Raw genomic sequence first — 13,926 nt, forward strand, 5'->3', positions numbered from 1 at the left:
GCTGACTATATTTAAATATACCGACGACGATAACGTAATAACTTACTCACATGTTAATTATAATTTAACGTTTTTCAGCGCCTTGTCATTCTCGGTTACATCCAGGAGGTGATTATGGACGAGTATACACCACGAAATTACGATATTGCGGTACTGAAGTATTTGTGTGATGAACTCTGCCACGATGGCATACACACACTCATCAGAAGCAATAGTTATTGGGTTAATGATTTAACCTCTGATTCAAACTTAAAACTAAATGAATTATTAGGCTACATTGCTGACGTAGTCTGGAGTTTTAAGATAAAACATACTCAAAATAAGGACCTCATTTCATTTATCGATGAATATATCGATGAAACTTATGCGCTTTTCGGCTGTATGGAAGTTTCATTTAATGATATTGAGGAATGGAAGAAGATGGCATCACTTGTAAGCTGTATGCTCACCAGTGAGGGGCACCTTGTCCATTAAGGGAATATACACTTAGATATCAATACATTGCGCAACAATAAACCAGCAAGAAGATAATATTATGATGACTAAAACAGACTATCTGATGCGCTTACGCAAGTGCACTTCTATCGAAACACTGGAACGTGTTATAGAAAAAAAACAAGTATGAACTGACTGATGATGAGCTGGAGCTTTTCTATTCAGCAGCTGACCATCGTCTGGCAGAATTAACCATGAATAAATTGTACGATAAAATTCCGCCCTCAGTCTGGAAATTTGTACGTTAATTTGGCCTTGTCGCCAGCGACCTATAAAGTAATAGTCTTATTTTAGTGATCCAGAGCCAAAGACACTACTGACTTTGGCTTCGATCATGCCCGCGCGTTTATCTCATATTTCTGCGTTGTTCACTTTCTATATTACGATAAAAATACACTTTATAAGTAAAATGTATATTTCCTGACTTATTCTTTCTGAAAATAATTAAATATAACACTGTGCTTATATAATCACAGAAAGTGTATCTATTCCTTTTACTCACTCAGTGAGTCAAATCAAGTATAATAAATTGAGCTTATCATGCTATTTTCTGGTGAGAGACGCATCATCCATTTCGGGAAAAATATCCTGTTTCACTTTAATTGCGGCAGAACACGGATAGATGTTCTCTCCGGTTTGTATCTGTTTTGCGCCAGACAGGGATAACGTCAGATTATGAATAAACCGGTAATATGTGCCCGTATAAATATATACCCAACGTCATTCAGGATGCAGGAAGGTGTATATAACGTGCCAATACCTGCCGACAGGCCGGTTGTCACAGAATAAAAAGGGAGATTACGGAGATAACGACTGATACCGGAAATGGGTGGGGGCCTTGCCAGCGACATCCCGGCACACAATTCCCCTGCTATGGCTGCTTCCTTCCGGATCTGACCTGGTTAACAAGTTCATGTTGCGGGAGAACCAACAAAGCCCCCATAGGAACCCTCAATAATGAGGCGGGGTCATTATCAGGGATCAGCGATAAAATAGCAAGGCGCCCGGTGCTGACCGCCGTATTTTTACCCACTCCGGTGCCGTGTGGTTGCAGGCTGAGCAATTTTGACTGTTCTGAAAGCGCACACAATGGTGGTTTATTATTTTTCAATTATACATTCAACGATTAGAATGACAGATTCCTGTTGAAAATACTTAATAAGGGTAACTATGAGCCTGGCATTAGAAAACCTGATAAACCTGATGGCCCTCGAAAAACTGGAAGACGGGCTATTCCGGGGACAAAGTGAAGATCTCGGTCTGCCGCAGGTCTTTGGCGGACAGGTTGCCGGTCAGGCACTGTACGCTGCGGGACAAACCGTTCCTGCAGAGCGCTGTGTCCACTCATTCCACAGTTATTTTTTACGTCCGGGTGACAGTCACAAACCCATTATCTATGATGTGGAAAACCTGCGTGACGGTAAAAGCTTCAGCGCACGCCGGGTGCGTGCGATCCAGAACGGCGAGCCTATTTTCTATATGACCGCGTCTTTCCAGGGGGAAGAGAGCAGCTTCGCGCATCAGAACACGATGCCGGAGGTTCCGGGTCCGGAAGGATTACCTTCTGAGTCAGACATTGCCAAAAAAATCGCAGCCAGCCTGCCACCGAAAATGCAGGCCCTGTTTCTGCGCGAGCAGGCCATCGAATGGCGTCCGATTCGCTTTTACAGTCCGTTTAATAACCCGGAAAGTCCGCCTGAGCGTTATACCTGGCTTAAAACAAATGGTGCGATGCCTGCAGATCCGGCTGTCCACCAGTATCTGCTCGGCTACGCCTCAGATTACAATTTTCTGCCGACCGCTTTGCAACCACATGGTTATGGCTTTATGCAACCTGAAATTCAGATTGCCACCCTGGATCACTCTATGTGGTATCACCGCCCGTTCCGGCTCGATGAATGGCTGCTGTATGCCGTAGAAAGTCCGACAGCTTCCGGCGGGCGTGGATTTGTCCGCGGGCATTTTTATAATCAGGCTGGTGAGCTGGTCGCATCCACCGTTCAGGAAGGCGTTCTGCGGTTGCGAAGCTGACAGACCGTCATTCTGCACTGCAAAAAGCCCCCGTATCACATCATGAACGGGGGCTTGTTTTTTATACCTTACGACCGCGTGTAAGCCCGCTCTCCGTGAGAGCTGATATCCAGCCCGCTGATTTCATCATCAGCAGTACAACGAAGCCCGGTTGTCAGTGCTGCCAGTTTAAATGCGATGTAAGCAATCACTCCGCTCCAGATAACCGTCACAATGATACTTTCAGTCTGCACCCAAAGCTGTCTGAGCATTGTCACCCCTTCTGCATAACCGGTGCCGCCCAGCGTCTCTGCGGTAAAAACCCCGGTCAACAGACAGCCGGCTATCCCGCAGACACCATGAATACCGAACACATCACAGATATCATCCACTTTCAGCCATCGCTTCAGGGTTGTCACTCCCCAATACCCGGCAACACCGCTGGCAAGCCCGATAATTATCGCTCCGCATACCCCGACAGTGCCTGCGGCAGGCGTGATCCCGACCAACCCGCCGATACAACCGGAGCAGGCACCGAGAAGTGAGGGCTTACCCCGTATACTCCATTCGGCCACAACCCAGGCAAGCACGCCGCCGGCAACGGCAAGAACAGTATTGATAAACGCCAGCGCCGCCGTACCATCCGCTTTACCGGCAGATCCTGCATTAAACCCGAACCAGCCGACATACAAAATCGCGGTGCCGGTAAAGACCATCGGCAGACTATGTGGTTTTGCCGCCAATTTTCCCCGTGCCAGGCGTGGTCCTAATAAGTAAGCACCGACTAACCCCGCAACAGCCGCATTAATGTGAACAACCGTCCCGCCGGCAAAATCCAGTGCCCCTTTTTCTGCCAGCCAGCCGCCCCCCCAGACCATATGCGCCATCGGAACATAAGCCAGCGAAAACCATATAATCACAAAAAATAAAAATGCGCTGAACCGGATCCGCTCAGCCAGTGCTCCGGTAATAAGTGCAACCGTGATCGCCGCAAATGACCCCTGAAAAAGTACATGCGTCAGTTGGCTTATGCTGCCGCTGGTACTCTCTGTGGTTATCCCGCTGAGAAATGCGTATGAAAGATAACCGGTAAAACCATTTCCTTCAGAAAATGCCATGCTGTAACCATAGAAAACCCACAACAGTAAAACCAGCGAAAAACTGACAATAACCTGAGTCATCACTGAAAGAACATTTTCACGGCGCACCAGCCCGCCATAAAATAACGCGATCCCGGGAAGGGTCATAAAATAAACCAGTGCAGCTGAAATCAGCATAAAGCCATTATCCGCACGATCTGCGCCTGCGGTTTCACTGTAACCGGAGACTGGCAGAATGGCAGATATTGCACCAATGAGTATTGTTCTTTGTTTCATTGTCATCTGTATCACCTCTGCGCGGTTTAAAGGGCTTCATCATTTTGTTCACCGGTACGGATCCGTACCGCCTGTGATATTTCAGAAATAAATATCTTTCCGTCTCCGATACTTCCGGTGTATGCCGTCCGGCAAATCACATCAATAATGCGCTCCAGATCCTTATCCGGTACAACAAGCATAATCTGCACTTTCGGCAGAAAATCCACGCTGTATTCCGCCCCGCGATATAACTCTGTATGCCCCTTCTGCCTTCCCGCACCTCTGACTTCCTGTACTGTCAGCCCCTGAATACCTTCTGTATTGAGGGCGTCTCTTACATCATCCAGCTTAAAAGGTTTTATAATTGCAGTTATCTGTTTCATTACATTCTCCGTTTCAGCTGGTGTTTATCTCTCACAGAAAATTGCAAAAATGATGCCAGTACGAAAAATAAAAAATAAAAATAATAAAATCAGTTGATTACAATAAAAAAAGGCGTCTGAGTATTCAGACGCCTTTCCGGCAGGAAGAAAATTGCACCAATTTGTGGCAAAACACGCTGTTTACGTAGTAGTCCTCACAATGATAGTGCAGTGATATTATCCTCTTCAGGCATATTCAGCGATTCACCGACCTGCTGTAACTGATACATCTGATAATACCGGCCTTTTTCAGCCAGCAATGCCTGATGGGTACCTGATTCCGCCATTTCACCACGGTTGAGCACATAGATAGTATCGGCATCCACAATAGTGGAGAGCCGGTGTGCAATAACCACTAATGTGGTTTCCCGGCGGATCTGCTGCAGGGCTTTCTGAATAGCCTGCTCAGTGCCGGAATCAATATTTGCCGTTGCTTCATCAAGGATGAGTATTTTCGGTGTCTGCACCAGTACGCGTGCCATAGCGAGTAACTGTTTCTGACCATCTGATAATGTTTTACCCTGCTCGCCCAGTACCGTATCCAGCCCGTTTTCAAGCCGCGAAACATGCTCACCAAGCTGTACTGTCTCCAGCACCTGCCGGATACGGGCATCATCAATATCCCGCCCGAGGGTAACATTGTCACGAAATGATGCCGCGAGAATAACTGGGTCCTGCTGCACCATCGCAATCCCCTGACGGATAACACTGTGAGATAACTGTTCAAGCGGACGTCCGTCCAGGCTTATCCCGCCTGCCTGCCACGGATAATATCCCATCAACAGGTTTGCCAGCGTACTTTTTCCGCTGCCGGTATGCCCGACAAATGCTACAAAACTGTGCTCTGCTACCTGCATACTGATGTCACGCAACACCGGTTTACCCGGCTGATACGCAAAGGTCAGGTGCGAAATATCAATGCGCCCGGTCGCCAGAGGTTCATTATCCGTACCGTATTTCTGTTGCGGGCTGTCCATCAGCTCAAAAACGCGCTCACCGGAAATAACCGCCTGCTGCAACACCGATTGCTGGGATGTCAGGGTGATCAGCGGCTCATTCAGCCGCCCCAGATAGGTAATAAAGGCATACAGCACCCCTACGCCGATAACACCGGTTCCCTCAACACCAAACAGCAGCATCATCCCGCAGAGAATAACAGCAGAAACCAGGCTGAGTAACGGGCGCAGCAAAATACCGTCAAGGCGCAGTGCTGCCATTCTCATGTCATAGTGGCGGCGGTTTGCGGCAAACATCCGCTCCCCGAAACGTGCCTGCTGGCGGAATTGCTGAATTACCGTCATACCACTGATAATTTCATGAAACCCGTCATTAATATCAGCCAGATAACTGCGGATCCGGCGGATAATCGGCGTACTCAGGCGCTGATAAATCCACATAACCAGCAGCACGACCGGAAACATCGCGGTTGCCACCAGCGCCATCCGCCACTCCAGGGAATACATGGCAATCAGCATAACGATAATCAGTGCCACACTGCGGAACAATGTCGGCAACACATTGACGAATAAGTCTTTAATCATCTCGGTGTCATTTGTCACACGCGAGATAAGTTGTCCGACCGGCTGGGTATCAAACGCACTCAGCGGCTGGCGCAGAGCAGCATTCATAACATCAGTGCGTAATGTCTGCACCACGCCGACAGCGGCCTGATTAAAATAGATAAGCTGAAAATAGTGAAGCAGCGATGCCGCAACCTGAAGTGCGATAAACCCGGCTACCAGCATCAGTGTCACTGAGAGCACTATCTGATCCTTCGCCACCATATTATCAATAAAGTAACTGACCAGTACGGGTGCCGTGACTTCAGCGATCGCCGTCAGCCACAACATCAGGATAGCGGTCAGCATCGGACGGCGGTAATTGCGTCCGTACCCGAGCAGACGTTTCAGTGACGGCCACAGGTTTTTCGGTGTCTGATCATTCATCGAGCGCGGCCTCTAACTGCTGATAATGATACATTTCGCTATACCATCCGTTCTGGTTAATCAGCACCTGATGACGCCCTTGTGCGGTAATGCTGCCTTGTTGTAAAACCAGAATATTGTCTGCCTCTGTCAGCGCAGAGAGCCGGTGTGCACTGATAATCACTGTCCGTCCTTCGCCCCACTGACGTAAATTTTGCAGGATAAGAAACTCGGTCTGCCCGTCAACGGCAGAAAGTGCATCATCCAGGATAAGAATCTCGGTATCCAGTAATAAGGCACGGGCAATTGAAATTCGTTGTTTTTGTCCGCCGGACAGCATAACGCCCCGCTCACCCACCTCAGTTTCATAGCCCTGCGGCAGGCGTTCAATATCATCATGCACATTTGCCAGACGCGCTACGTGTTCGATCTCCTCCCGGGTTGCCTGCGGGCGTCCCAGGGCAATATTATTCGCAATTGTATCGGAGAACAGAAACGGTGTTTGATTCACCACAGCAAGCCGGCTGTGCCAGTCTGAAAAAATCAGTGAATTAAGTGGTTTACCCTGAAAACAGATATTGCCCTGCGTCACATCATAATGGCGCTGAATCAGTGCCAGCAACGTGGATTTCCCGCAGCCCGTCGGTCCGCACAACCCCAGCAACTGACCGGGTTTCAACGTAAAACGGATATCATTCAGTACCGGTCGCGTGGTATCCGGGTAACAAAATTCCGTAATTGCAACGGCCAGTTCACTGCGCTCCGGTTTCAGCGCCTCTGTTCCGTCAGCCAGTACAGGCGGGGTTTCCAGCAGAACCTGGATCCGGCTGTATGCCGCACTGCCGCGCTCAACAATATTAAACATCCATGCCAGAGCCAGCATCGGCCAAATCATCAGCCCGAGATACATGATAAAGCTGGTCAGTTCCCCGAGAGTCAGCGTGCCCTGCATCACCATATAGCTGCCGCCGGCAACCGCCAGCAGGTTTGACATCCCGATGGCCATAATAATGGTGGGATCAAACCGTGCATCAACCTCCGCCACATGCATGTTCTTTCGTCCCGCCTCGGCAGCAACAGATTCAAACTGAGCTGACTGATGCGCTTCAAGACCAAATGCTTTGATCATGCGGATACTGCTGAGGCTTTCCTGCGTCTGGTTATTGAGAGAGGAAAAGGCACCCTGTGCAGTTTTAAAACGATGATGAAGTTGCTGTCCGTAGCGTTTTATCGCCAGTGCCATCAGCGGCATCGGCAACAAAGACAACAGCGTAAGCTGCCAGCTGATTTCAATACTCATCACCAGCAGAACCACACAACCCATAACCAGGGAATCCACCAGAGTCAGAACACCTTCGCCTGCGGCAAACACGACTTTATCAACGTCATTGGTACTGCGGGCGATCAGGTCACCCGTCCGGTAGTGATGATAAAAGGCCGGAGACTGGCGGCTGAACTGCTGATAAAAATCCTGCCGCAAGCGCACCGCCAGTTTATACGATGCACCAAACAACCAGACGCGCCAGATATAGCGCAGGACATAAATAACCAGCGCGATAAGCAGCATAATGCCTATCCAGCCCCACAACGTCTGCATCGTCAGTGTTTCTTTCGTTACGCCATCAACAATAATGCCGACAAAACGCGGCGGTAAAACCTGTAAAACCGCGATAAGGATCAGAAAAAAAAACAGCCCCCGTATAGCGCCGCCATTCACTGAGGAAATACCATTTTAGTTGAGCAAATAATCTCACGGGATCCCGTATACCATCTGAAGTTAATCGTTAATCCGCGGCACCTTTCTCAGGGATAGGCAACGCGGTGGTGTACTTTATGCGCTCCATCGCAAAATTGGAAGTCACATCAATTAAACCGGGTACACCGGTGACCAGTTTTTTATAAAAATGATCAAAGCGTTTCATGTCCACCACTTCGACCTGCAACATATAATCAAATTCCCCCGCCATGCGGTAAAATTCCACCACTTCGGGCATTTGCTGAACAAATTCAACAAATTCAGTATACCACTCGCTACTGTGGCACTGAGTTTTTATCATCACAATCACGGTCAGTCCCAGCCCGAGTTTCTCCGGGTCCAGCAACGCTACCCGCTTGCGGATATAGCCATCATCTTCCAGTCTTTTCAGCCGCTTCCAGCACGGTGTAGAAGTCAGATTAACTGCCTCTGCCAGCGTATTCAGTGATAATGAGGCATCTTCCTGCAAAAGTTGCAGCAACTTACGGTCTATTTTATCTATCATTTACTCACCCGGGAGAATATATTTCTCCATATCATGCATGATAAAGAAAATAGAAAAAGCCTTTTCTCTCACAGAATTGCTAAGATTAAGCAACTGACAGTGAGGAGATAATGTATGACAACCCAATGGACGACATTCGCCATTAATGCTATTCAGGCCGATTATCAACGCAGCGCGGATACCCACCTGATCCCGGTGGAATTACCCGTCTTCCCGGGGGTTTCATTATACCTCAAGGATGAAAGTACACACCCGACCGGCAGTCTGAAGCACCGCCTGGCGCGGTCACTTTTTTTTATACGGGCTGTGCAATGGCTGGATACGCGAAGGAACCCCGGTTATCGAGGCCTCATCCGGCAGCACTGCCGTATCTGAAGCCTATTTTGCCCGCCTGCTCGGCCTGCCGTTTATCGCCGTGATGCCGCGCTGCACGGCCCGGCGCAAAGTAGAACAAATTGAGTTCTACGGCGGACAATGTCATTTTGTCGATAACAGCGCACAAATTTATGCCGAATCCGAGCGCCTTGCCCGTGAAACCGGCGGTCATTATATGGATCAATTTACCTACGCCGAACGGGCAACTGACTGGCGCGGCAACAACAATATTGCTGAAAGTATTTTCCGTCAGATGTCGCGGGAAGCGCACCCTGTGCCGCAGTATCTGGTGATGAGCGCAGGCACCGGCGGTACCTCTGCCACACTGGGTCGATTTATCCGCTATCAGGGACACAATACAAAACTCATTGTCGTTGACCCTGAAAATTCGGTATTCCATGACTGTTATCACCAGAAATGCAGCCACCTGCGCTGTGAAACCGGCAGTAAAATAGAGGGGATCGGCCGCCCGCGTGCTGAGCCTTCATTTATTCCCGGCGTCATTGATGATGTGATGAAAGTCAGCGACAAATGCAGTATCGCCACACTTTACTGGCTGGAAAAATTACTCGGACGCAGAGTCGGCGCATCAACCGGCACCAATGTATGGGGTGCGCTGCAACTGGCGGCACAAATGCATGCAGAGCAGCAGAGCGGCTCCATCGTTACCCTGATTTGTGACAGCGGCGAGCGCTATCCGGACACCTATTACAACCCGCAGTGGGTGGCTGACAATATCGGAGATCTGACCGACGCACTTGCAACACTACCCAAATGGTGATGCAGCCGTTACCATAGACCCTTATTTATTCAAACTGCAGGTGAGTTGGCTTCACACCGCCCGCCTGCATCCTGAGTGACGTTGGGTATAATATTGTAAGGGTTACAGATGAAACGTGCGGTTGTCGTATTCAGTGGCGGTCAGGATTCCACTACCTGCCTGATTCAGGCACTCCGGAATTATGACGAAGTGCATTGTGTGACGTTTGACTACGGTCAGCGTCACCGTCAGGAAATAGAGGTTGCCCGCCAACTGAGCCTGAAACTGGGCGCGGCAGCGCACAAGGTTCTGGATGTCACCTTATTAAGTGAACTCGCCGTCAGCAGCCTGACCCGTGATAATATTCCGGTTCCCGGGTTCAGTGAAAGTGAAAAAAGTGATATTCCGAATACCTTTGTTCCGGGCCGTAATATCCTGTTTCTCACCCTGACGGCAATTTATGCCTACCAGGTCGGCGCAGAAGCCATTATCACCGGTGTTTGTGAAACCGATTTTTCCGGTTATCCTGACTGCCGCGATGAATTTGTCAAAGCACTGAACCATGCGGTAAACCTGGGTATTGCCCGTGAAATCCGTTTTGAAACACCACTGATGTGGCTTGATAAAGCCCAAACCTGGGCGCTGGCGGAATATTACGGGCAACTGGATACGGTCCGCAGGGAAACACTGACCTGCTATAACGGCATTCAGGGCGATGGCTGCGGTGAGTGTGCCGCCTGTCATCTGCGGCAAAACGGATTAGAACATTATCTTGCAAACCGCGATGCCGTTATGTCCTCGATGAAAAAACTCACCGGGCTCTCCTGACAGAGCCGGTTCTTCGCTTATCTGCCCGGTCATCATGACCGGGCAGATTATCTGTCTCATTTTTCTGAGCACGCTACTCCGGCGCGGTCAGCAGTTCAAATTTATCGCGGATTTCACCTTCAATCGGAAGGGCTTTACCTGTTTTTAAATTAATAAAGACAAAGGTCACTTCAGCATCCGCCACAACCTGTTTATCTTCCTGCCGGGTCACTATCTGTTTGAGAACACCGCTCTTCTGTCCTGAGTGTTGCAGGTAACTGTCAATAATCAGGCGCTCGCCCAGATGTACCGGGAGCCGGTAATTAATATTGATATTAACCACAACAACCGCGATATCCATCTGCTTAAACCAGCGGTAAGCATCATAGCTTTCCAGCCAGTCCCAGCGTGCGGCTTCCAGAAACTCCAGATAGCGCGCATTGTTAACATGTCCGAAAGCATCAATATGGTAGCCAAGCACTTTAATGGTGGTGCTCATAATATCTCTCCCTTTAATACATTTCCGGTTTAAGTCATTTCCGGTTTGAAAAACAGACCAACCGGCTGAGCCGGTTTTTCTTTCCCTCCCCCGCAACCGACGGGGGAGGGAAAAAGAGTAAACATCTGCAGATGTTATAACTCTATCTTATCGCTATTTACACTAAAAATACGTTCACCGATCCCTTTAACTTCCATCAGTTGTTCAGTGGAAGTAAAGGGTCCGTGATCAGTACGATACTCGATAATACTCTGTGCTTTTTTCGGCCCGATCCCACTGAGGTTCTGCGCCAGTTCTTCCGCAGATGCGGTATTGATACTGATCCGGCTGCTGTCAGTATCCTGAATCACAACCTGCTGAGCCTGAGAGTTATCTGTTTGCGCTGACTGCGCGAGTGCGGATGTACTGAAAATACCGCCGGTTAAAAGAGCGGATGTTAAGAGTAATGCTGAGGTCCATTTCGTTTTCATGCTGATATCTCCTTTTGGTGTTTAGCACAAAACGGAGTGTCGCAAAAATTTTTAGCGCCGGGGAATTTTTGGGGGAGAAATGCGAAAGGCTACGAACGTAGCCTTTCAGGGAATGTAAATGACATTCAGTTTTTCGATCTGTGCCGAAAAAATTTAGTCCATATTCTTCACATCAATATCTGCATTCAAACGCAGGTTGATAAGTAATGATTCAAGCTCTGTTGATGCCATCTGCTGACGTAATACACCGCGCAGCTCAGTTTTTTCCTGATCCGTTGCATTACCGGCAATGACTTTATCCAGCTGCACCAGCACAATATTGCCCTGTGCATCAATTGTACGGCTGTATGTCGGCTTACCGTCAACAGGATGAGCCTGAGTGAACGCTGCGTTAATTACAGGATCTGTCGGGTTAAGGCGCTGAATGGTCTGTGCTTCACCAAATTTAACACCGGCTGCGGCTAATGCAGCATCACCTTTGCCTTCTTTCAGTGCGGCAATTAAGGTATCCGCCTGCGCATTCAGCGCGGCTTCTGCCTTGCTGCGTTTAACCAGAGCCTCAATCTCCCCTTTGACCTTCTCAAAAGGTTCAACAGCTTCCGGGCGATACGCATCAACACGGATAACAAAGGCACGGTCACCGGATACGGTAATGATGTCAGAGTTAGCGCCGGATGACCCTTTTTCATCAAACAGCAGGTTATCAGATAAGGCTTTCAGCAATTCCGGATAATTAACCGCGTCAGGCAGTTTGCTCAGTGCGAACCAATCTGTCTGTACCGCTTTAACACCTGTGGCCTGCTCAACGCCGACCAGAGATTCATTATCATTTGCTGCCGCTTCACTGGCTTTCTGCTGTAAATCAAAGAAGGCTTTACTTGCCGCTTCACCTTTTACCAGCGCAGTGACTTCGTCTTTCACCTCTGCCAGTGGTTTGAGTGTTTCCGGCTCATAGGCATCCAGACGGAAAATAGCGTAGCCATTATCCAGCTTCACAATCTCTGAAACCTGTCCGGCACTTTTCAGATTCGCCGATTTAATTTCAGGCACTAATGCGGCATCTTCCATCCAGCCGATAACGCCGCCGTTACGGGCAGTCAGTTTATCGGTTGATTTTTCCTTAGCCAGTGCGCTGAATTCAGCACCGCTTTTCAGTGCATCCAGAATGGCGTTGGCATCATCTTGTGTTGCAACCGTAATCTGACTGTATTCACCTTTGCCGGGCGCTGTAAAGCGTGGTGTGTTTTTATCGTAATAATCCTGAATTTGCTGCTCATTCACCCCGGTATTATCCTGGATATTGGCAGCATCCAACTCAACAAAACTGATTTTTATCGCCTGAGGAGCGATAAAATTATTTTTATTTTTCGCGTAGTAAGCCTGTAACTCTTCATCAGTGGTGCTCTGTTTTGCCTGAGCATCTGAGAGAGTCAGTGTTGCCTGACGGATAGTACGTGACTGCAGCAAAATGGCTGCGGCATTAGTGACTTCGTTATCAAGAACAAAAGAGTCACGGACAAAAGGCTTCACCAACTGCTCCTGGATCATCTGTTTGCGCAGATAATTCGCATAGCTTTCACCGGTGATACTGTTACGGGCAAGGAAAGAATCATATGCCTGCTGGCTGAACTGCCCGTCAACTGCGAATCCGGGTTCTTCACGGATTGCATTAATAATTTGGTTATCACTGACAGTGATACCTAATTTCATCGCATACTGCTCAAGCAAAATAGTATCAATTAACTGATTCAATGCCTGGGTGCGGATTTGTTTCACGCCCTGCTCAGTACTGACTAATTGCGAGAACATGTCACCCAGCTGAGCCTGCTGGCGATTACGCTCTTCCTGGAAGGCGCGTTCTAATTGCTGTGACGATATTTCAGTATCATTCACTTTGGCAGCATAATTAGAACCGCTGACGAGGTAACCACCGACACCTGTCAGAATAAATGACAGGATAATGATGGCGAAGATAATTTTTATCACAGGGTTATTCGCCGCTGTGCGTAGATTTTCCATCATAAGAAATCCAAACTCCGCTTTTGGTAAAATAAAAATCAGGTCAGGGTAAATTATGCCCTAAAACAAAAAAAAGCGCATCACTCTGATGCGCTTCCTGCTTACCTTTGCACGGTTTTTAAGCCGCCCGGACTAAATTATCCCGGAGCCTGAGTCAGTGCTCAGCTATTTACTGCGTCTTTCAGACCTTTACCTGCACGGAAAGCAGGTACTTTTGCCGCAGCAATTTTGATCTCTTTACCGGTCTGCGGGTTACGGCCTGTGCGCGCTGCGCGCTCACGGACAGTGAAAGTACCGAAACCAACCAGTGCAACATCATCACCCACTTTAAGGGTATCAGTTACAGAACTAATAATTGCATCTAACGCGCGTCCGGCCGCAGCTTTTGAAATATCAGCATCCGCAGCAATTTTATCGACCAATTGTGACTTATTCACTATTATCATCCCCTTTCAGAATTTTCTGCCCGGATCAACGAAGTATGTTCCTGACAGCCACAGCCGTTATATCAAGCCTTACTCGTCT

Annotated in this window: 11 protein-coding genes, 1 other RNA gene and 3 pseudogenes; 5 read left to right on the top strand and 10 right to left on the bottom strand. The window is 48.6% G+C overall.

Features of this window, described 5'->3' with window-relative positions:
- The first annotated feature begins 114 nt into the window (after positions 1-114).
- Complete coding sequence (gene tomB / locus AYY17_RS15795) at positions 115-474, top strand: Hha toxicity modulator TomB (RefSeq protein WP_067369782.1); 360 nt, start codon at positions 115-117, stop codon at positions 472-474.
- 64 nt (positions 475-538) lie between these two features.
- A pseudogene (locus AYY17_RS21350) lies at positions 539-743 on the top strand (HHA domain-containing protein).
- Positions 744-1,331: 588 nt separating this feature from the next.
- Here the strand turns inward: AYY17_RS21350 and ffs are convergent.
- Positions 1,332-1,428: signal recognition particle sRNA small type (ffs, locus tag AYY17_RS15800), an RNA gene on the bottom strand.
- A gap of 237 nt (positions 1,429-1,665) precedes the next feature.
- On the opposite strand from ffs, the gene tesB reads away from it, so the two are divergent.
- On the top strand, positions 1,666-2,526 hold the full coding sequence (gene tesB / locus AYY17_RS15805) for an acyl-CoA thioesterase II (RefSeq protein ID WP_067425166.1): 861 nt from the start codon (positions 1,666-1,668) through the stop codon (positions 2,524-2,526).
- Between the two features lie 68 nt (positions 2,527-2,594).
- Here tesB and amtB read toward each other — a convergent pair whose 3' ends face one another.
- The 5 genes and pseudogenes from amtB to AYY17_RS15830 all read right to left on the bottom strand — a co-directional run bounded on the left by amtB (position 2,595) and on the right by AYY17_RS15830 (position 8,471).
- Positions 2,595-3,881, bottom strand: a complete 1,287-nt coding sequence (amtB, locus tag AYY17_RS15810; RefSeq protein WP_067425669.1) for an ammonium transporter AmtB — start codon at positions 3,879-3,881, stop codon at positions 2,595-2,597.
- 26 nt (positions 3,882-3,907) lie between these two features.
- On the bottom strand, positions 3,908-4,246 hold the full coding sequence (locus AYY17_RS15815; protein WP_067425169.1) for a P-II family nitrogen regulator: 339 nt from the start codon (positions 4,244-4,246) through the stop codon (positions 3,908-3,910).
- Positions 4,247-4,440: 194 nt separating this feature from the next.
- The gene (locus tag AYY17_RS15820; RefSeq protein WP_067425172.1) at positions 4,441-6,231 is read right to left on the bottom strand and encodes a SmdB family multidrug efflux ABC transporter permease/ATP-binding protein; all 1,791 of its coding nucleotides are present in this window, start codon (positions 6,229-6,231) and stop codon (positions 4,441-4,443) included.
- A pseudogene (locus AYY17_RS15825) lies at positions 6,224-7,964 on the bottom strand (SmdA family multidrug ABC transporter permease/ATP-binding protein). The gene AYY17_RS15820 and the pseudogene AYY17_RS15825 overlap by 8 nt, the downstream one beginning before the upstream one ends.
- 30 nt (positions 7,965-7,994) lie before the next feature.
- Entirely contained in the window at positions 7,995-8,471 is a 477-nt protein-coding gene (locus tag AYY17_RS15830) for an Lrp/AsnC family transcriptional regulator (protein WP_067399232.1), read from the bottom strand.
- 114 nt (positions 8,472-8,585) lie between these two features.
- On the opposite strand from AYY17_RS15830, the pseudogene AYY17_RS15835 reads away from it, so the two are divergent.
- Together AYY17_RS15835 and queC are read left to right on the top strand one after the other, a co-directional pair.
- A pseudogene (locus tag AYY17_RS15835) lies at positions 8,586-9,627 on the top strand (PLP-dependent cysteine synthase family protein).
- 108 nt (positions 9,628-9,735) lie between these two features.
- Positions 9,736-10,434 carry a 7-cyano-7-deazaguanine synthase QueC gene (gene queC, locus AYY17_RS15840; RefSeq protein WP_067425175.1) on the top strand — a complete coding sequence of 233 codons (699 nt, stop codon included), beginning with the start codon at positions 9,736-9,738 and terminating at the stop codon, positions 10,432-10,434.
- Between the two features lie 73 nt (positions 10,435-10,507).
- Here the strand turns inward: queC and AYY17_RS15845 are convergent, their stop codons facing one another.
- The 4 genes from AYY17_RS15845 to hupB form a co-directional block, all read right to left on the bottom strand.
- The gene (locus AYY17_RS15845) at positions 10,508-10,912 is read right to left on the bottom strand and encodes an acyl-CoA thioesterase (RefSeq protein ID WP_067399021.1); all 405 of its coding nucleotides are present in this window, start codon (positions 10,910-10,912) and stop codon (positions 10,508-10,510) included.
- Positions 10,913-11,046: 134 nt separating this feature from the next.
- Entirely contained in the window at positions 11,047-11,382 is a 336-nt protein-coding gene (locus AYY17_RS15850; protein ID WP_067425178.1) for a ComEA family DNA-binding protein, read from the bottom strand.
- A gap of 153 nt (positions 11,383-11,535) precedes the next feature.
- Positions 11,536-13,404: a peptidylprolyl isomerase gene (ppiD, locus tag AYY17_RS15855; protein WP_067425182.1), complete on the bottom strand. Its 1,869-nt coding sequence runs from the start codon at positions 13,402-13,404 to the stop codon at positions 11,536-11,538.
- A gap of 158 nt (positions 13,405-13,562) precedes the next feature.
- On the bottom strand, positions 13,563-13,838 hold the full coding sequence (hupB, locus tag AYY17_RS15860) for a nucleoid-associated protein HU-beta (protein ID WP_067369814.1): 276 nt from the start codon (positions 13,836-13,838) through the stop codon (positions 13,563-13,565).
- Positions 13,839-13,926 lie beyond the last annotated feature (88 nt).

This window comes from Morganella psychrotolerans (assembly GCF_001676055.1).
GTDB lineage: Bacteria > Pseudomonadota > Gammaproteobacteria > Enterobacterales > Enterobacteriaceae > Morganella > Morganella psychrotolerans_B.